17 protein-coding genes are annotated in these 20,206 nt (G+C 42.9%); 11 read left to right on the forward strand and 6 right to left on the reverse strand.

Annotated elements, in window-relative coordinates:
- The first annotated feature begins 96 nt into the window (after nt 1-96).
- Entirely contained in the window at nt 97-855 is a 759-nt protein-coding gene (locus tag BUC20_RS23420) for a YqjF family protein (RefSeq protein WP_073233632.1), read from the forward strand.
- 6 nt (nt 856-861) lie between these two features.
- Nucleotides 862-1,404, forward strand: a complete 543-nt coding sequence (locus BUC20_RS23425) for a YfiT family bacillithiol transferase (protein WP_073233634.1) — start codon at nt 862-864, stop codon at nt 1,402-1,404.
- Nucleotides 1,405-1,421: 17 nt separating this feature from the next.
- Here the strand turns inward: BUC20_RS23425 and BUC20_RS23430 are convergent, their stop codons facing one another.
- From BUC20_RS23430 to BUC20_RS23440, 3 genes are read right to left on the reverse strand one after another with little or no spacing between them, the layout of a single operon-like run.
- Nucleotides 1,422-3,179, reverse strand: coding sequence for an ABC transporter ATP-binding protein (locus tag BUC20_RS23430; RefSeq protein WP_073233636.1), 1,758 nt, complete (start codon nt 3,177-3,179; stop codon nt 1,422-1,424).
- The gene (locus BUC20_RS23435) at nt 3,163-4,899 is read right to left on the reverse strand and encodes an ABC transporter ATP-binding protein (RefSeq protein WP_073233638.1); all 1,737 of its coding nucleotides are present in this window, start codon (nt 4,897-4,899) and stop codon (nt 3,163-3,165) included. Before BUC20_RS23435 ends, BUC20_RS23430 begins: the two co-directional genes overlap by 17 nt.
- A gap of 21 nt (nt 4,900-4,920) precedes the next feature.
- Nucleotides 4,921-6,141 carry an ABC transporter permease gene (locus tag BUC20_RS23440; RefSeq protein WP_073233640.1) on the reverse strand — a complete coding sequence of 407 codons (1,221 nt, stop codon included), beginning with the start codon at nt 6,139-6,141 and terminating at the stop codon, nt 4,921-4,923.
- 81 nt (nt 6,142-6,222) lie between these two features.
- Between BUC20_RS23440 and BUC20_RS23445 the strand changes: the two genes are divergently transcribed.
- Nucleotides 6,223-7,494 carry an exo-beta-N-acetylmuramidase NamZ family protein gene (locus BUC20_RS23445; protein ID WP_073233642.1) on the forward strand — a complete coding sequence of 424 codons (1,272 nt, stop codon included), beginning with the start codon at nt 6,223-6,225 and terminating at the stop codon, nt 7,492-7,494.
- A gap of 13 nt (nt 7,495-7,507) precedes the next feature.
- On the forward strand, nt 7,508-7,720 hold the full coding sequence (locus tag BUC20_RS23450) for a hypothetical protein (RefSeq protein WP_073234062.1): 213 nt from the start codon (nt 7,508-7,510) through the stop codon (nt 7,718-7,720).
- Between the two features lie 19 nt (nt 7,721-7,739).
- On the opposite strand, the gene BUC20_RS23455 is transcribed toward BUC20_RS23450, so the two are convergent.
- The gene (locus BUC20_RS23455; protein ID WP_073233644.1) at nt 7,740-8,795 is read right to left on the reverse strand and encodes a DNA topoisomerase IB; all 1,056 of its coding nucleotides are present in this window, start codon (nt 8,793-8,795) and stop codon (nt 7,740-7,742) included.
- A 59-nt stretch (nt 8,796-8,854) separates the two neighbouring features.
- On the opposite strand from BUC20_RS23455, the gene fmt reads away from it, so the two are divergent.
- The gene (gene fmt / locus BUC20_RS23460) at nt 8,855-9,775 is read left to right on the forward strand and encodes a methionyl-tRNA formyltransferase (RefSeq protein WP_073233646.1); all 921 of its coding nucleotides are present in this window, start codon (nt 8,855-8,857) and stop codon (nt 9,773-9,775) included.
- On the opposite strand, the gene BUC20_RS23465 is transcribed toward fmt, so the two are convergent.
- Together BUC20_RS23465 and BUC20_RS23470 are read right to left on the reverse strand one after the other, a co-directional pair.
- The gene (locus BUC20_RS23465; RefSeq protein ID WP_073233648.1) at nt 9,743-10,588 is read right to left on the reverse strand and encodes an aminotransferase class IV; all 846 of its coding nucleotides are present in this window, start codon (nt 10,586-10,588) and stop codon (nt 9,743-9,745) included. The genes fmt and BUC20_RS23465 overlap by 33 nt on opposite strands.
- Nucleotides 10,589-11,620, reverse strand: a complete 1,032-nt coding sequence (locus BUC20_RS23470) for an RluA family pseudouridine synthase (RefSeq protein WP_073233650.1) — start codon at nt 11,618-11,620, stop codon at nt 10,589-10,591.
- A 351-nt stretch (nt 11,621-11,971) separates the two neighbouring features.
- On the opposite strand from BUC20_RS23470, the gene BUC20_RS23475 reads away from it, so the two are divergent.
- From BUC20_RS23475 to BUC20_RS23505, 6 genes are all read left to right on the forward strand, one after another.
- A complete protein-coding gene (locus BUC20_RS23475) occupies nt 11,972-12,841 on the forward strand; it encodes a 1-aminocyclopropane-1-carboxylate deaminase/D-cysteine desulfhydrase (RefSeq protein ID WP_073233652.1) in 870 nt (289 codons plus the stop codon).
- Between the two features lie 43 nt (nt 12,842-12,884).
- A complete protein-coding gene (locus BUC20_RS23480; RefSeq protein WP_073233654.1) occupies nt 12,885-13,676 on the forward strand; it encodes a class I SAM-dependent methyltransferase in 792 nt (263 codons plus the stop codon).
- Nucleotides 13,677-13,690: 14 nt separating this feature from the next.
- Nucleotides 13,691-14,629, forward strand: a complete 939-nt coding sequence (locus tag BUC20_RS23485; RefSeq protein ID WP_143166889.1) for a hypothetical protein — start codon at nt 13,691-13,693, stop codon at nt 14,627-14,629.
- Between the two features lie 153 nt (nt 14,630-14,782).
- Nucleotides 14,783-17,626, forward strand: a complete 2,844-nt coding sequence (locus tag BUC20_RS23490) for a TonB-dependent receptor domain-containing protein (protein WP_084529200.1) — start codon at nt 14,783-14,785, stop codon at nt 17,624-17,626.
- A gap of 37 nt (nt 17,627-17,663) precedes the next feature.
- Nucleotides 17,664-18,899: a RagB/SusD family nutrient uptake outer membrane protein gene (locus BUC20_RS23495; RefSeq protein ID WP_143166890.1), complete on the forward strand. Its 1,236-nt coding sequence runs from the start codon at nt 17,664-17,666 to the stop codon at nt 18,897-18,899.
- 388 nt (nt 18,900-19,287) lie between these two features.
- On the forward strand, nt 19,288-20,190 hold the full coding sequence (locus BUC20_RS23505; protein WP_073233659.1) for a prohibitin family protein: 903 nt from the start codon (nt 19,288-19,290) through the stop codon (nt 20,188-20,190).
- Nucleotides 20,191-20,206 lie beyond the last annotated feature (16 nt).

Below are 20,206 nucleotides of genomic sequence, written 5' to 3' on the forward strand. Positions count from 1 at the left end.
TATTAGTATATAATTCTGCAAATTTACGTAATATTTAATTGAGGTCTGTAGGGTTTTCAAATTGTCTTGCCTAATTGCCTGTAAAAGCTGTTCTAAATGATTAAAAACTGGCATCAGGCCTACATTTCAACAGATCTTCAGCACCTGCTGAAGGAAACTGCTCACCGTCCATGGGAAATCCCCTCCGGAGATTGGAAATATTACCAGGAATGGAATGAGGTATTGTTCTTTCATTGGAAGGTGCCAGCGGAACTTTTAAAACCGCTCATTCCGGAAGGACTCGAATTAGACCGCTTTGAAAATGAGGCCTGGATTTCTCTGGTTCCATTTACCATGCAGAAAATTAGTCCGGCAGGGCTTCCTCCCCTGGCTTTCATCTCTGATTTTCACGAAATTAACCTGAGAACCTATGTACTGGTGGAAGGAAAGCCCGGAGTCTATTTTCTGAATATAGAAGCGCAAAAGCATTTGTCGGTATGGATTGCCAAACAGCTATCAGGACTACCCTATGAGAAAGCAGTAATCAGCCGTAGCAAAGACATTTACCGCTCGCAGAATGACCTGAAGGGCTTTAACCTGGATATTGAGTTTGAGGTTAAAGATTTTATAACCCTAAAAAGCAAGCTGGACCTCTGGCTTACAGAGCGGTATTGCCTTTATCTTGATCGGGAGGAAAAACTTTTCAGATATGAAATCCATCATCTGGAATGGCAGGTTGCTGAAGTAGCGCTAAAAAAAATCCGGATCAATTACCATGTTAACGGTTTTAATCTGGACAGCCGTACTCCAGACCTGATCCGTTATTCACCGGGCGTAAAAGTCCTGGCCTGGACAAAAAAAGAAATCAAAACATAAATCCCGATGACTGAAGAACTTGAAAAACTTAAATACCCTATAGGGCAGCATGAAAAACCGACTTTAATTACGCAAGAGCTCATGCAAAGCTATATCCAAAAGATCGCTGCCTTTCCGGGAAATCTTAAAGAAGCCGTCATAAGCCTGACTGATGAACAACTGGATACTCCTTACCGGCCAGATGGCTGGACCATAAGGCAAGTAGTACACCATTGTGCTGATAGTCATATGAATGCCCTTTGCAGGTTTAAATTGGCATTAACAGAAGACAATCCAACGATTAAACCTTACCATGAGGAACTATGGGCGGAACTTGCAGATAGTAAAACCCTGGAGATCAGCCCAAGTCTGATCCTGCTGGAAGGATTACACCAGCGTTGGGTGAAATTACTCAGCAGCCTGTCTGCCGCAGAACTGCAGCGCAGCTTTGTACACCCTGCACATGGGAACAAAGTGTTCCTCGATGAGAATACAAGCATCTATGCCTGGCATGGTGAACATCACCTGGCGCACATCACTGAATTAAAAAAGAGAAAGGACTGGAATTAATCTATGCAGGTGGGCGGTTAGCTTTTTCTCTTTCCCTTTAACAGCATGTCCATTGCATGGTCTAAAGTCCCTGCTCTGAGCACCTCTCCCGAGTTCACAAAAAAGATTTCATCGGCATTCTCAATTGTATTCAGTCGGTGGGCAATGATCACAAGCGTCGTATCCTTAGATAATTTCTTTAGAATCTTACCGAGCAATTGCTCGGTAATCGTATCTATATTTGCCGTGGCCTCATCCAGAATCAACAATTCCGGATTGCGCAGCACAGCCCTCATAAAGGCAATCAGTTGTTTCTGCCCAAGGCTGATGTTGTCTGATCCTGAGGTCACCGGGGTTTCCAGTCCTTCATCGAATATGGCCAGCAGGGCTTCCAGGTTTGCCGCTTTGATCACTTCTTCCAACTCAGCGTTTGAATAATCTTTGTACTTCGCATTTCCATACAGGATATTGTCCTTCACCGTTCCGCTAAATAGAAAAGGTTCCTGTAAGATAAACCCAATCTTATTACTTCTTTCCTCATCTGTATACGAACGGATGTCTTTTCCCCCAAGCAAAACTGTCCCTTCAGTGGCATCATACAACCTGGCAATCAAAGAAGCCGTTGTTGTTTTCCCCCCTCCCGTAGGGCCAATCAGTGCATATGTTTTTCCTTTTTCCAGACTGAAATTAATGTGATGCAGAATTTCCTTTCCGGCGGTATAGGAGAAATGCACATTCCTGAATTCCAGTAATGAGCCGGAGGTTTCCACATTGTCTTTTAGTAAAGGCAAATCGTTTTCCATGGATAGGATCTGTGAGATCCTGTCCCAACCTGCCATGGCCACCTGAAAACTCGCCCATAAAGCCGCCAGTTGTCGGAGTGGATTATAAAAGTTAGTCGCATAAGACAGGTAACTCACCAACAGACCAATTGTAAACTCTCCTGTGGAAATCAGGTATATTCCAAACAGTAAAACAATCAGTTGCGCCATACTTGACAGCAAACCATACACTGGCATTAAGATGTTATTGGCCAGTCCGGCACCTATTGCAGTACGGTAATTATTCTGGTTGGCCTCATCAAAGCGCTTTCTGAAATAATCTCTGCGGTTAAAGGCAATGATCACTTTAAAGTTATTCAGGCTTTCCTGAATCTCGGCACTCATCCCTCCTACGCTCTTTAAATTGGCCGCATTTCTTCTTTTCACCCATGGAGAAACCAGTGCTGTAAAAAGCAGGATCAGCACAGCAGGGCCCAATGCCGCAGCACCAAGCTTAAAATTGATCAGCAGCAAGAAAATCCCTGCCCCGGTCATCGTTACAATACTTCCGATAAACTGCATCAGCGACTGGGAGAAAAAATTATTGATTTTATCCGTATCGCTGTTTACCCTGGAGATCAGGTCTCCGGCTTTATTTTCATTAAAAAAGGCCACCGGCAATTCCTGCAATTTATTGAAGATGGCATTTCGAAGGGTATAAAGCATCCGTTGCCCCACCCCACCCATCAGTTTTGTCTGCAGGTATCCCGTGCAAAAAGCAATCAGGTACATTCCCAGTAAAATACCTGCAAATACCAATACACCATGGTATTGTTTGGTCCGTACATAGGTATCAATAGTGTGTCCGATTAATAACGGTCCCAGTAGCAACAGACCGGAATTGATGAGGATAGTTCCTGAAGCAATCCACAGGTTTCTCTTTTCGTTACTGATCAGTTGTATCAGCTTCTTTAGAGCCTGATAAGTAGATGGTTTCTCCTTCCCGGCACTATCCTGGTTAAGATTGTAATTCATAATTGCTTGTGCTCTGTTGTGAAGTATAAATCTGTACATACTCAGGGCTGCTTTTCATCAGCTCCGCATGTGTTCCCTGGGCTACGATCTCGCCCTGCATCAAGACAATTACCTTATCGTAATGTGCTACAGCGGCTACTTTTTGCGTCACAGAAAGTAAGGTAATGCCAGGATAATTACGTTGTACATTTTCTAAGATCCTCTTTTCTGTATTGTGGTCTACGCGGGAAGTAAAATCATCCAGCAGCAAAACTTTTGGATTTAGTGCCAAGGCCCTGGCCAGCATAATGCGCTGTTTTTGTCCGCCTGAAAGGTTAGATCCCCTTTCAGAAACGATGGTATTCAGCTGATCCGGAAGTCCGGCAATGAAATCATTCAGTTCGGCAGTTTCAATTGCCTTTTCCAGGGATTGATCAGTAACCGTATCACTGAATGCAATATTTTCCCGGATGCTCATATTAAAAATGATGCTGTCCTGAAACACAAAACCTACCTGTTGGTGGAAAGCTTCCTGGTTATAACTGTTGATGTCGTGACCGTCAAATAAGACCGCTCCGGATTCCGGGTTGATCAGACCGGTAAGGATGTACAGCAGCTGCGATTTCCCTGCCGCAGTAGGGCCGATAATTGCTGTTTTGGATCCTGCTTTTAAAGTAAAGGAAATATTTTTCAACGCAGGTTTTTGTCCGTACGAAAGACAGACTTCTTTCAGTTCCAGTTCTCCTTTTAACGGGCTGCTTACTGGTCTTTCAGATGGGACTTCAGCGATGTTCAAGACTCCTTCAATCCGTTGATAAGAGGTGCTGGCCTGGGCAATCACGTTGCTCATGAAACCAATCACCAGGATCGGGAAAATCAGAATACTCAGATAACTGTTAAAAGCAGCAAATTCACCCAACGACATGGTCCCCTGGATCACAAAATGACCACCTAAGGCGAGGATCGTCAAAGCGGCCATATTGGCGATAAAAATGATGAACGGGATTAAACCGGCAAATAACTTCAGAATCGATAAACCAAGTTCCTTTGCCTGAGTATTCGCAGAGAGGAACTTATCATACTCCAGCTGTTGGGAATTGATGACCCGGATAATCGCCGCACCTAAAATACTTTCATTGATGACCTTATTGAGCCAGTCGATCACTTCCCTGCTTTTCTTAAACAGTGGTTTAACTTTACTCAGTACCAGGTAAAAGGAGGTTCCTATAATGGGAACGATCGCAATTACAGCCAAAGCAAGTTTCCAGTTCAGGCTGAGCAGCAGGATGCTGGCACCAATTATAATGAAAATGGAAGAAGAAATGGATACAATCGCTTGCGACACAAAGGATTTTATGGCATCTACATCGGTAGTCAGATTGGTGAGCAATTTCGAAGGGTTAGCCTTTTCAATGTACACATGACTCTGACGGGAAATCTGATCGGAAAGCCGCATTCTCAGGTCCCGGGCCACCCGCTCGGAAGCATAGGTCTGAACCACACTCTGCAGGTAAGTAAACAGGAATATAATGAGGATTGCGATTCCAAATTCTATAAATATCAACCGGATTTCAAAGCTTCCGGCAGTATAGGCATCGATGCTGTTCGCAATGATTTTAGGGAGTAAAAGGTTCACCCCATTGCTCAGCAAGGCCAGGAAGATCAATAAAAGGATCATTCCCTTGTATGGCTTTAGCAGACTAAAAACACTTGACTTCTGCTCTGCTTTTGTAGTTTTCATGTGCTGATGAGTTATAATAAGCTATTTAAACCTGATGGCCTTAAGAGGGGAGATTTTACTGACCAGTAAAGATGGCAAAGTTAATACCACAAAACAGATGAGCACTGTACAGATATTTAACAGCAATACTTCAGAAAAATGAAGCTGTATAGGTACATAAGACAAATAATAAGAACCCTGGTCCAGTTTAAACAGATGGGTATACTGTTGTAAAAAAGCCAATCCAAGACCCAGGAGATTCCCTAATAACAAGCCTATCCCAACCAGATAAATGGCATTGTAAAGGAAAATTTTCATCACTCCAAAATCAGTCATCCCAAAGGCTTTCAGCATACCAATCATATTGGTTCTTTCCAGGATCATGATCAGCAGGGCCGTAATCATATTGATCACCCCCACAATCATCATCAGAATGAGTAAAACTCTTGTATTGACATCCAGCAGCGACAACCAGGTAAAGATCGCAGGAAAAAATTCAGAAACGGATTCCGATTTAAGGTTTACTTCCAGGTCCTTATACAGGTCGGCAGCAACGAGTTTGAGTTTAGCAAAGTCTTTAATTCTGATTTCTATGGCTCCGATTTCATCCGGCGACCAGTTGTTTAACCTGCGGATCACATTCAGATCACCCAGCACAAAGCCTTTATCAATCTCTTCTACGCCAACACTGTAAATACCCACGACGGTAAACTTCCTGCTTCGGGGTGGATTCTGCACAAAATTCATGATAAAAGAATCACCGCTTTTCAGTTTCAGCCGGTTTGCAGTAAACTGAGAGATCATGATTTCTTTCATGGCCTGAGCACTATCGGTAAAATTGATTACCCTGCCCGTCAGCAGATGTTCGCTGATGTATTTCCAGTTGAAGGTTTTGTCTATTCCCTTAAAATTAACCCCCTCTACCTCATCATTCACAGAAATAATCGCGGGTTTGGTGGCATAAGGCTGGTAATACTCCACATCCTTATTATTTTTAAGACCATTAATGGTTTCCGCCTCCGGAACGAATGGCGTCATTTCAAAAGAATTGTTCAGGTCGAACTTAAAGATGCGCACATCTCCCAGATACCCCCTGACCTTTTCCTGAATCTCCGTTTTAAAACCGTTAATGATACCAACAGACAGGATCATTACGGCCAGACTGAGCATCACACCAGCTATGGCGATACGAACAATCAGCTTAGAAAAAGTACGCTCAGATTTAATGGCTATCCGCCCTGCTATGAAATATTCTGTATTCAATCTTTTGCTATAAATGGTAACTTAGCAAAAATGCTCAATTGATTTTGATTTAAAGTGATAATTATAAAAAAAGGTTCCTTCATGAAACGATTACCCGCTTATATTTTCCAGGCTGTATTGCTGACTTTTAGTCTTCAGGCCTGTGCTTCCCGTACCGCTGTTACTGCTCATCCAACAATAAATAATGAGGTAGTCAAAGAAACGAAGACCTCAAAAGTTCCGGAAAACCCCATCCGTACCGGAGCCGAACAAACAGAAAAATACCTGCCTTACCTGAAAGGTAAGCGCATTGGAATGGTGGTCAATCCAACCTCTGTGATAGGAAAAGAAACGTCTGTAGACAGCCTGTTGAAACTGGGTGTAAACATTGTGAAAATATTTGGACCGGAACATGGTTTTCGCGGTGATGCCAGTGCAGGTATCCATGTAAACGATGCGGTAGATGCAAAAACAGGGATTAAAGCCGTTTCCCTATATGGTAAACATTCTACGCCTACCAAAGAAGACCTGGCAGATGTAGACCTGATGATCTTTGACATTCAGGATGTTGGGGTTCGTTTTTACACCTATATCAATACCCTGCAACATGTGATGGAGGCCTGTGCGGCAGAAAACAAAGAAGTACTGATCCTCGACCGGCCCAACCCCAACGGTTTCTATATTGACGGTCCGATCCTGGATCCAAAACTCGTTTCGGGAATAGGCTTACAGGCCATCCCTATCGTTCATGGACTGACCGTTGGAGAATACGCCCAAATGCTCAATGGTGAAGGCTGGCTAAAGAACAGGGTAAAATGTAAAATCAAGATCATTACGGTAGAAAACTATAACCATGACCTACCTTATGACCTTCCGGTGAAACCATCACCAAACCTGAATACGCAACAATCCATTTTGCTTTACCCAACGCTATGCCTTTTTGAAGGAACTTACCTAAGCCAGGGACGTGGTACCTTATTTCCATTCACGGTATTGGGTGCACCGGCATTAAAAGGAAAATACGACTTCAGCTTTACGCCTAAAAGCATCAAAGGAATGGCCGAAACACCTTTACACCAGAACAAAGCCTGTTATGGCCTGGATTTAAGAGCTTACGATGTGGCAAGAATCCGCAAAGACAAAGCATTAAACTTGAACTGGTTAATAGAATTGTATAACGCTTATCCCAATAAAGCAGATTTTTTCAACTTTAAGCTCAGCACCCAGATGGGGAATTTTGATAAGCTTTCGGGAGACTACGCTCTGAAACAACAGATCATTGCTGGCAAATCAGAAAAAGAAATTCGTGCCAGCTGGGAGCCTGGACTAAGGAAGTATAAAACAATGCGTCAGCAGTACTTGTTGTATCCTTAAAGAAAGGATGCCCATGAACAGCGGACCCAAAAAGAAAAGCGACAAACCAGGCAGCAATTACCTGGAAGAAAGCCCTAAGGATAAGGTTCCTGCCGGAGATAAGGCAGTAAAGAAACCAGAAGATAAAGACTACCGGAAAGAGGAAGCCAATTTTGAAAATCCGGCTAAAAAGAGAGAGCAGGGAGAACAACCCGTCCATCCGATAAAAAAGGCACCTAAAGAATAACTCCGGCCCTGAGCTGAGCTCAGGGCTTCTTTTTTTTCCGGGTATTTTTTAAAAATGACATCAATACCTTTTCATCGTTTTTCATTCCTGCTAAAGTATCAGCCGGTTCAATATTGATTTTCTTCAGGTATTTTGTGAGCTCCCCCTGCTCGAAAGCCTCCAGCAACAAAGGATATACGTAAGAACTTTTGCATACCGCCCTGGTGTTTCCTAATCTGGATGCCACGCAATCCAGAACTTCAATAATGATTTTTTTCCTGGATTTTTCTTCATCAGCACCAGTCCCACAGACGGCCAGCTGCCGGAGGGCTTCCAAAGTTCCTCCCCAGGTCCGGAAGTCTTTGGCGCTAAAATCACCTCCTGTGATCTCTTTGATATAATTGTTAATCATGCCGGAATCAATTGGCTTCCGTTCATTTCCATCAGCATAAAATTGAAATAAGTCCTGACCAGGAATATCTTTGCATTTTCTCAATAACCTGGACAGACTGCGGTCATTGAGATTCAATTCTTGTTGAACCCCTTTTTTCCCAACAAAACTCAAAACCAGGTGATTTCCATTGATCTTTACATGCTTATTCCGCAAAGTACTCAGGCCATAGCTTCCATAAAGTTGTTTATACGACTCATTGCCGATCCTGATTAAAGTTTTCTGCATAAATTCTATACAGATTGCCAGCACTTTCCGCTCATCAAAATCTTTACGTCTCAGGTCGGAGGTCATTCTTTTTCTTGCAGCGGGCAATGCTTTCCCAAAATCCAGCAGCCTGAAATACTTGCTGTCGGAACGTCTGGAAGTCCACTCGGTATGGTAACGGTATTGTTTTCTTCCGGCCACATCAATTCCTGTTGCCTGCAAATACCCATTTTGCTTCGGGGAAATCCATACCTCTGTCCATGCCGGCGGAAGCACCAGCTTTTTAATCCTGTCCAGGTCATCTTTGTCTTTCAGGGTATTTCCGTCTTTATCTTCATAACGAAACTGACCAGGCTTCCCCTTTCTGTATATCCCAGGTTTGCTGTCGGTTACATAGACCAATCCGGTTGATTTGAGCGCTTCCAGTGTCTCCACCATACAATTCGATAAAATATGCGTGAAATTTTTAGTTATTTTGTTATCTAAAACAACGGATGATGAGATTAGTTTTTATGGGTACCCCCGATTTTGCAGTGGCTTCTTTAAATGCTTTGGTGGAAGCAGGATTTGATGTAGTAGGTGTGGTTACTGCCGCCGATAAGCCTGCAGGAAGAGGTCAGAAGCTACAGGAAAGTGCAGTAAAGCAGTATGCTGTTGCAAAAGGCTTAACGGTGTTGCAACCCCTGAAACTAAAAGATCCGGAATTTATTGCGCAATTAAAGGCATTGAATGCCGATTTACAAGTGGTGGTTGCCTTCCGCATGTTACCGGAAATCGTATGGGATATGCCCGCTAAAGGAACGATTAACCTCCATGGCTCCTTATTGCCGCAATACCGTGGGGCTGCTCCCATCAACCATGCCATCATCAACGGAGAAAAAGAAAGTGGGGTCACCACATTTTTCCTGAAACATGAAATAGATACAGGCGATGTGATCTTCTCTGAGCGCGTAAACATTGGCGAAGCGGAAACTGCAGGCGAACTCCATGATCAGCTCATGAACGTAGGCGCAGGACTCCTGGTGAAGACTGTAAAAGCAATTGAGGAAGGGAATTATGAAGAGCAACCGCAACCTCAGCATGATGAGCTGAAACACGCGCCTAAAATCTTCAAGGATTTTTGTCTGATCGACTGGAATCAGCCGGCAAGGAAAATCTATAACCTGATCCGCGGACTAAGTCCTTATCCTACCGCATTTACGAAGCTCAACGATAAAACACTCAAGGTATTCGGCGCCGAGCTGGAAGAAAAAGAGCCGGGCATTTCGGCCGGAGGTTTCTTATCGGATGGCAAAACCTTTATTAAATTCGCAGCAAAGGATGGCTTCATCAAACTCACCGACCTGCAATACGAAGGAAAGAAAAGAATGACAACTGAAGAATTCCTAAGAGGTTATCGCATTGAGCCTGGCACTTAAGTCTTTGGAGATCTCGTTAAAATAACGTTTCCTTCCATAACCCATCACCCATCTGATCCCGCCTGTTGCATTCGTGATAAATACCTCTTCTGCTTCCTTAAGCACTTCAGGATTGATCTGCGCTTCAATAAGCGGGATGTTATTGCTCTTGGCCATATTCATCACCACGCTACGCATTACGCCTGCAATGCAGCCTTCAGACAAAGCAGGGGTATAAATCTGTTTATCATAGACTACAAAAACATTAGAGCTGATGCTTTCACATAGAAAGCCATGCTGGTTTAAAATAAAAGCCTCATCCAGGTTGTGCTGTTTCTTATACAGACCCGCCATTACATACAACAAAGAATTTGTCGTTTTGTAATTGGAGAGTTTGTTTACCGGCTTGGTAAGCTCGTCATAAACATCTACAATAAGCCCTTTTTTGTTCAGCTCATAGGTAGGATGAGCTAAAGGAGCAGCTTCCAGGACGTAGCCTGATTTGTTGCTATCCGGAGTATACAAACCTTCCCCTTCCCTATACACGGAAAGGCGGAAACGGATGTGATCCTTCAATTTGTTCTTTTTACAGAGCTCTGCAGTTTTCTGTTTCAGAAAATACTCGTCCATCAGGTTACTGCCATCCATTTTCAGAGCTTTCATCCCTGCCCTGAGGCGGTCTGCATGCTGCTCTGCAAATTTCAGTTTCCCATTGTCCATGCGCATAGACTCAAACAAGCCATCACCATATCTGAATGCACGGTTCTGCACCCCGATCACAGGGTGGTTTGCCGCTACAAACTCATCATTATGTAAAATATATTCCTGTTGCATTTATGACGGCTCAACGATATAGTTTCTCCATTTGTTTAATACCGAATCAAAATCAGGAGGCAAAGGTGCCTCAAATTCCATGTACTCTTTAGTAGTCGGATGGATAAATCCTAAAGTTTGTGCATGTAAAGCCTGACGTGGCAACATCTGAAAACAGTTTTGAACGAACTGTTTGTACTTATTGAAAGTTGTCCCTTTTAATATTTTATCTCCACCATAATTGGCATCGTTGAATAAAGGGTGTCCGATATGTTGCATATGCGCTCTGATTTGGTGTGTGCGGCCAGTTTCCAGCTGACAACTAATTAAGGTTACATATCCTAAACGCTCCAATACCGAATAATGTGTTACAGACCACTTACCTTTTTCTTCATCATCATACACATCCATTACAATTCTGTTCTTCGCGCTCCTTCCGATATAACCGGTAACGGTTCCATCTTCCAGAACATCGCCCCAGGCCATTGCGATATATTTACGGGTAATGGTATGGTCAAAAAACTGTTTTGCCAGTTTGGTCATGGTGATCTCGTTTTTACTGATCAGCAACAGACCCGAAGTATCTTTATCAATCCGGTGAACCAAACCCGGCCGGCCTTCATTCCCTGGCAATTGTGGTAATTTTTCAAAATGGTAGGCAAGGGCATTCACCAGTGTACCTGTATAATTATTAAATCCAGGATGCACCACCATCCCTGCCGGCTTGTTGACAACCAGCAAATCATCATCTTCATAAACGATATCCAATGGGATATTTTCCGGATAAACTTCGGTGTCTCTTGGTGGATGTGGGAAGACAATAGAGATCTCATCTGCCGGTTTTACCTTATAGCTCGCCTTAACAGTCCCCTGGTTAACCAACACATTTCCAGCATCAATGGCATTTTGAATACGGTTACGGGAAGCATTTTCCATGCGTCCCATCAAAAATTTGTCTATTCTTAACAAAGACTGTCCTTTATCAACAACAATATTAAAATGTTCGTATAAATCCTGCTCTTCTAATTCCTGCACACTGTTGCTATTTTCCATGAAATGTATCTCTGTTTATGATTGAAGAAGCCACCTTCGAGGATGGTTTCATTATGCAAAACTAATCTTTAACAACTACATAATTCAAAAAAAATAAATTGGTCTGCTTTTTGATAAGCCCGTAGTCCAATCACAAATTATATTTTTTGTGAATTCTTCAAGGCTTAGGCTTATAAAACAGCGGGTAGCAAAGGCCGTGACGAATCAGGATTAACAACTTAAATTCCATGATTATGAAAAACTTTACTCAAAACGTTAAAATCATCTTGAACTTTTTCCCTTATTTGTTGAGAAAAATCTATTTCAAGCCTTAAGTTATCTACTTAGAAAAAGGCGTTTATATTTGTAAACATGTTTACAGATATTTATAGTCCGCTTCAACAATTAAAACATCCCATTCTTTCCCAATTCTGGATGAAAAGAGATGATTTAATTGATCCCTACATCTCAGGAAATAAATGGCGTAAACTAAAATACCTTCTAGCCAGAGCCTTTAAAGAGAATAAGCACCACCTGGTTACTTTTGGAGGCGCTTATTCTAATCACCTTGTCGCTACAGCCGCTGCAGCTGCCAAAGCAGGACTAAAATCATCAGCCTTTGTACGTGGGGAAGAAGTAGAAAATGAGATGCTCATGATCTGCCGGCTTTTCGGAATGAACCTGATCTTTACCGATAGAACCAGCTACAAAGACAAGACTCAACTGTTTCTACAACATTTTGCTGAACAGCCTGAAGCCTTCTTTATTGACGAAGGAGGCGCAAGCGCGGAAGCGGTACAAGGTTGTGCAGAAATCATTGCCGAACTCCCCGGAGATATTGACCATATTTTCTGTGCTGCCGGAACGGGCACTACAGCCGCAGGACTTTTAAAAGGAATCCAGGAACGGGGACTAAAAACAACCCTTCATGTCGTTCCTGCACTAAAAGGAGGCCAGTTTATTGAAGATGAAATCTTTAAATATATCGGCAATACAGCTCAACTCGTGCTCCATACCAATTACCATTTTGGTGGTTATGCCAAAACCCAACCAGCCCTCATCAGCTTCATGAAAGATTTTGTGAGTAAACAGGGCATTCTGATCGATCCGGTCTATACCGCTAAAATGCTTTTTGCCATAGAAGACCTTATTGCCACAGACTACTTTAAACCGCAGGACAAAATAGTTGCCCTCCATACCGGCGGGCTCCTTGGCATCCTGGGAATGAAGGAGAAATTTTAATGGGATAATAAGAAATTCAGAACCTACGTTTATTAAGCTAACTATGGATTTATACCATCAAACCGGACTAACCTATAATAAAACCAGAGCAGCAGATCCATTGATTAAACAGCGGCTCATTGCACTGATCAATCCTAAAAACGGAAAAGACATTCTTGATGTCGGTTGTGGCACAGGCAACTACACCATTGAATTGTCCAGGGCTGGCTTAAATATGTATGGAACAGACCCTTCCGATCAAATGCTCAGGATTGCAGCTGAAAACAGTGATCCGGTGGCCTGGAAAAAAGGATATGCAGAAAAGATTGACTTTGCCGGGGATACTTTTGACGGAGCCATTGCCACCTTAACCATCCACCATTGGATTGACCTGGCACAATCCTTAAAAGAGCTGTACAGAGTGCTCAAACCAGGATCAAACCTGGTGATCTTTAGTGCGACCTCCGAACAAATGAGAAATTACTGGTTACATCATTATTTTCCAAAGATGATGGCCGCGGCCATGAACCAAATGCCCTCTTTCTCAAAAATATGGGAGTATGGTACGGATGCAGGATTCGAGGTGGTTAAAACCGAAAAGTATGTTGTGCATGACGAGTTGCAAGACTTGTTTCTTTATGCAGGAAAACGAAAACCTGAAATGTACCTCGACCCGGAAATCAGGGAAGGAATTTCATCTTTTACAGATCTCTCAGCTGCGGATGAAATCAGCTCGGGGCTCACATTGCTGGAACGCGATATAAAATCCAAAAAAATCAATATTATTCTTGATAAGTTTGATGACCGGATGGGCGATTATCTTTTTATGGTACTATCCAAACCAGAACAACCTTAACAAACCAAATATTGATGATGAGAAAAATACTCCTTTGTTTATTAATGAGCAGTTCATTACTTTCCTGTGCACAAAATAATCCTGCGATTCCCGACTTATACAAAGAGGTGAAATTCAAGAATAAAAACATCCATTACAGGCTTGGAATTCAGGTAGCTGCCTGTAATTTCAGCTTATTCATTAACGACGTTCCGGTAGTCCGGAATTTTGAAGAAGCTTCGGGCACATTCAATACCAGTGCACCGGTTAATGATCTGATTCTGAAAAGTGGGAAACAACACTTTAAGCTGATCTTATATCCGGGTTTCAAAAACGGATTACCACTTCCGGCTTTAGCTGAAAATATCCTGGCAAAAATCACCGTTGAAGGCTTGAAATATGAAGGCGAAGGAGTAAAGACCCTGATTGACCCTTTTACTATTCTGGAAATTGGCGGAGAGGGTAAGAAGTTTACCGAAAAAGGAAAAACAACGGCTGTTTATGAGGGGACATTTGAAGCCAAAGTTCCTTACGACCTTACGGCATGGTCCGGAAGTAAAGACCTGAGGAAGGAAGATCCGGCAACTCTGGAGAAAGAAGTGCTGGCCTTTTATCAGCAATACATCAGTATTGTAAAAGAGAAGGATGAAAAAGCATTAGCCAGGCTCGTTTACGAAAAAGAGAAATATTATGCGCAGGCACTATTTCTGGGTCAGGACGGAAGTCAGGCACAATGGGATGCTTATCTGGATTTGACCAGAAATTCGACATTGGTCATGATGCCCCTGGAGAAATACAAAATGAATTTCTATGCGAACGGACGTTTAGTCACGCTGGAACGTATCGATTATCCAAATATCGGGGAACCGGCATTGCGCTCCGAATCCCAGGAAAACGGAAGAACAGTGGTGGGATTTTACTTCTGTCAGCTGCATAAACGGGAAGGAAGTAATCAGCTGGAACTGATCCATTAAGCGCTCCGCTTCAAACAATTTTTCATATGTCTTGACTTTTTTCTAATAATTGTTACCTTTGCGGCCAATTGGCTTATTTAGATTTAAACTAAATAGCAAGCCTATTCTTCTGAGGGGAGGATGACCGTTTCTGCGAATAATTAGAATACACATATGAATAGATTTTTTACCATTTTAGGGGTACTAATGCTCCTTTGCACTGCCGTAAATGCACAGCTGATCAAAGGAACCATATACGACAAGAGTACCGGCGAAAGTATCATCGGGGCAAGTATTGCCATCAAAGAACAGCCAGGAAAAGGCGTAATGGCGGATGAAAAGGGACAATTTAGCATTCAATTGCAATCCGGCGAGACCTTAGTGGTTAAAATGGTCGGTTATAAAACCCTTCAAAAGCAATACCATTCCAAAGATGGCCAGCAACTCAGCATTTACCTGGAATCCGGACTGGCTTTAAGCGAGGTGATGGTAACCGCCAGTTTAGCAAATTCCAGAAGTAAAAAAGCAATTGGAACCAATGTGGATCATATTGATGCCGCTGCCGTTGCTGCAACCAGCAATCCTTCTTCCCTTGCAGATATTGTAAATGGAAGAATCTCTGGCGCACAGGTATATAACACCAATGGAAAAGTGGGCATGCCCATCCGCTTCGACATCCGCTCTGCGGCAACCTTTAGCATGGAACGTGATCCTCTGATCTTTATTGATGGGGTCCGCTATAACAACAGCAATACTGCAGATGTGAATTCTCCACAGGAAGCCATGAGTGCTTTGAATGACCTGCCTTTAAATGATATCGCTTCAATAGATGTGATTAAGGGTCCTGCAGCTGCCGCCTCTTATGGTGCAGAGGCGGCAAATGGGGTAGTAATTATTCAAACTAAACGTGGCTTAAGCGGACAAAAAGGAGTAGCGGTAAACGTAAAATACACTGCCGGCTTTAGTGAACTGGCAAAAAAATATGATCAGTTTGTCAACAATGATCCCTTAAATGATTTCTTCAGAAAAGGAACACAACAGCAATTATACGCGAATTTAACGGCACAGTTGGACCAGAGCAACAGCATCTTCTTTTCTGCCAATACCAATAAAAATGCAGGAATTGTTCCGGGAAACCAGGACAACAGACATACTTTCCGTACCGGATATGACCTGGTAAAAGATCGTTTTAAACTTTCTGTTACCGCTGGTTATGTGAAAGGAAAACTCAGCATTCCACAATCGGCTTCCGGACGTGATGATGCGATATGGAACCTGATGAGAGACCGCACACCATGGCCTTTTATCGCTGAAGAAACCTGGAGAGCCATTCAGAAACAATACGATAATGACCGCTTTACCGGAAGTGTAAAATTAGGTTATACCTTACCTTTCGAAATCAAAATGGAGACCCTGATTGGTCTGGACCTGAATCATATTGAAGGTTTAAATTACCTTCCTTACGGATACCTGCAAGGCACAAACAATACAGGAGCCAAACAGATCAGCAGCCGTCGCAATCAGAACATGAACTGGGACTTTAAAGTGTCACGTAACTTTGTGTTCAGTCCGAAATGGCAATTGAACTTAAGTGTACTCTCGCAGTTAACCAGTGCTACAGAACGGGTAAACGGAATCAGTGTAAAAAACTTTGCTGTTCCGGGCATCAGCAATATTGCTTCTGCAGCAGAGATCCTTGGTGTAACCGATACAGATTATGAGAAACGTACACATGGTTTATACGGAGAGGCTTTCCTGAGTTATGATAACAAATTGTTCATCAATGCCGGACTTAGAAGAGATGTTTCCAATATGATCGGTGCCAATGTAGCCAATATCTGGTATCCTACCGTAAGTGTGGCTTATAATGTGGCAGAGATGCCCTTCCTGAAAGGAAAAGTAGAAGCATGGAAGTTCAGGGCTGCTTATGGGGAATCCGGCCGTTTGCCTTACCCTAATGATGCACAAACCGCTTATCTTGTAGAAGCTTCTTCTTTTGGTACCATGGTCAGACCTTTAAGAAAAGGAAATCCTGACATCAAACCAGAGCGGACAGGAGAGCTGGAAATGGGAACAGACATCAGCCTGTTTGGTCAGCGCTTTGGCTTTACCTATTATCAGCAACATACCCGTGATGCCATCGTTTACACCACCTTATTGCCTTCTCTGGGCTGGCCATCGAGCTTAAGCGGAGACTATCCTGAAAACATCGGAAAGATCAAAGGAAAAGGGATTGAAGTAACCTATAACGGCCGTGTGTTTACCAGCAGCAATAAAAAACACAGCCTGGACATCTTTGCGATCTTCAACCATCAGTCAAATGAAGTGGTCAATTCAGGTGGCAGGGATATCCTGAATACTGTGAACCTGATCCGCGAAGGATTGCCTGCCTTTGCTTTTTACTCCAACGTTTCTGAAGGTCCTGTTTTCAATGCAAAAGGAGAATATACAGGGGCAAAAGAAAGTGGATTAAAAGAACTGGGCAAGCCCTTCCCCACCTATAATGGTTCATTTGGTTTTGGGCTGCAGCTATTTGAAAACCTGCGTTTACAATCGCTCTTCACCTATTCCAAAGGTGCAAAAGTGTACAACATTTCCCATCGTAATGTAGCCAGTCAGGGGACAAACTTTAAAGCCAAAGAAGATTTAAAAGAACAACTGGCCACCCAAACTCCGGGAACAGCAGATTACATCGCCACGGCAACACAATTGTCTAAATTCGAAGGAACAAGAGGTGATTACATCCAGAAAGCAGATTTCCTCAGATTGAGCAACCTGACCCTTTCTTACGACCTGGGTTCATGGGCAAAGAAACAAAGCAATGGTATTCTGAAAAGATGTGTGGTTTCCGTTACCGGAAATAACCTTTGGCTAAGCAGCAATTATGGTGGAGCTGAGCCTCAGATCGACTCTCAGGGAGGAAGCAAAAGAAACAGAGGAATCAGCTACCTTTCTTCCGACTGGACCACAGTCCCTACTCCACGCACTTATGCATTTAGTTTAAATATTGGATTTTAATAACAACAGATTACCGCTGTTGATGATCAATAAAATTATGTTAAAGAACACAAAAAGCCTTTTAAGCACCGCAGCGATGTTCATCCTTGCATTCAGCTTTTCATCTTGTGATAAATGGGTAAACGATTCAAAATTACCCAATAACACAGTTGATGAATCTCAATTGAACAACATTCAAATGCTGGGCCGCATTGAAAAGGGGAATTATGTATACGGACCTGTTATTGCGGGAGTATGGCGTGCAGGTGCTGCTTCAGCCTCAGACTTATTGGTGGCTTCAGGTGCAATTGCTGATGAAATTATTCCTACAGCAGTCCCAAACTCCCCTTTTTACAAGGAACTGGATGAGGATAAACTCAGCCCCGACAATACTTCCCTTTATAGTGTATGGTCTAATGTGCAGAACTACAGGGCCCGCGCTGAAGATGCCATCAAAATTGCAGAGCAGCTAAACCCGGCTGATGCCGATCAGATTAAAATCAAACAATCAGCCCTCTATAACGCTAAACTTCATGCAGGTTATGCCTGGATGTTAATGGCTGATTATTTCAGTGTGAGTGAAACCAGTCCCGCAGTTTATGCGGATCAGCAATTGGTAAAACATGCAGATGCTTACGCTAAAACGCAACGTTATTGGGAAGAAGCCCTGCCCCTGGCCAATGACCAGGAAAAAAGACTACTTCACTCCTTACTGGCTAAACTGGGAATTCATACCAGCAATTTTCCGCTTGCCGTATCACACATCAACCAATCGTTCCAGACAGGCGAAAACTTTTCCTTTCTGAATACGGTGGGTACTACCAGTAATGCATTCTTTACCGCTTTAAATGTGAATGTGAGAGATGCTGCGGTTGATCCGACTTTAGTTGCCCAACTGAAAACAGCTGCTGAAAAAACACGTATTCCAGTGGTAAAAGCAGCAAAAGGGCACTGGTCATTGACCTATTACAAAGAAAGAGACCCCTTAATGGTAACCGATGAAGAAGAGATGCAACTGATCAGGGCTGAACTGGTATTCCGCGGTTTAATTTCCGGAAATGCCATGGAGCTGGTCAATACAGTCATTCAGAAATATGATGTTACGGGAAACTCCAACCTAAAAACTCCGGTTTCGGACCTTTCAACATTAACTGCTATCCGAAGGATCTTTTTATCCTGGAGAGGTACCCGCTTAATTGACCTGAGAAGGCTCAATATTGATGGAGATCTGAATCCAGGCTTTACCAAAAGGAAATGGCACTGGATCAGTGTTCCTGAAATTGAAACCCGCTAACACTTTAATCGGTAATCCCTGATTGAATTAATAGTTTAAGATAAATTTAAATGCCCTGGTAAGAGATGAAATACTGACCAGGGCTTTTCTTTTCTACTTCAAAATGAAAATTTCCCCTTTCAAAATGAAAAATACCCTACCATTTTGAAAGATCTCCCGAAATCAGATCGCTTTCAGAAAAAAGAAAAATCTTCTTTTAGACGTCCTGGCAGGCTTTTATCCACGATTATCACTTTCGGGCATCCCCTTTGCCGCTTCCATCCTATAAAAATCAAAAAGATGGAAAACAACAAACTTCCTGGCAGCCTCGCTCTTCAGGCCATGACTACATTGCTGCTTGAAAAAGCAGGCCCAAAATCTCAGATAAATCTAAACTAAGCCTCAGATCATGTTTCTTATTATTTTAGGATTACTCATAGTAATTGTAAGCTTCGTAATTGCCAGAGCTGAAGAGCAGGTAGCCCGGTTCAGCAAAATCATCCGTATTGCAGGTCTTGTACTTCTCTTATTAGGTGCAGCATTATCCATGTTCAAAGTGGTCGATGCCGGGCAGGTGGGCGTAAAAACCTTATACGGAAAAGTAGATAATGATGTACTTTACAGCGGACTGAACATCATTAATCCGTTGGTAGAAGTCACTACTTTTGATGTTAAAACACAAAACTACACCATGTCTGCCATTCATGATGAGGGTAGCAAATCGGGTGATGATGCCATTAGAATCTTAACCTCCGATGGACTGGAAGTAACGATCGACCTTTCTGTTTTGTTTAGTGTACAGCCCCGGGATGCACCGAAGATCCTCAAAGAAATCGGTGGTGATTACCTGGACAAAGTCGTTCGCCCGATTACACGAACGGCCATCCGGGACAATGCAGTTTCTTATGAGGCGGTATCCTTGTATTCGACCAAACGGCAGGAGTTTCAAAACAAGATCGTTTCTGAGATCAACCGTAGTTTTGCAAAAAGGGGACTTAAACTCGAGCAGTTGCTCATCAGAAATGTAACCCTCCCTGAATCCGTTCGTAAAACGATTGAATCTAAGATCAATGCTGAGCAGGATGCCCAGAAAATGCAGTTCGTCTTGCAGAAAGAAAAACAGGAAGCCGAACGGAAGCGTGTGGAAGCACAGGGTATCGCCGATTATCAGCATATCCTATCTACTGGTCTGAGCGATAAACAGCTCCAGTACGAATCCATAAAAGCGCAGAAAGAGATCGCACTCTCCCCTAATACCAAGGTAATCATTATGGGGAATGGAAAAAATCCTGTAATTTTAGGCGGAAACTAAGCCGTTATAAACCTTA

It is taken from the genome of Pedobacter caeni (genome assembly GCF_900129215.1).
GTDB lineage: Bacteria > Bacteroidota > Bacteroidia > Sphingobacteriales > Sphingobacteriaceae > Pedobacter > Pedobacter caeni.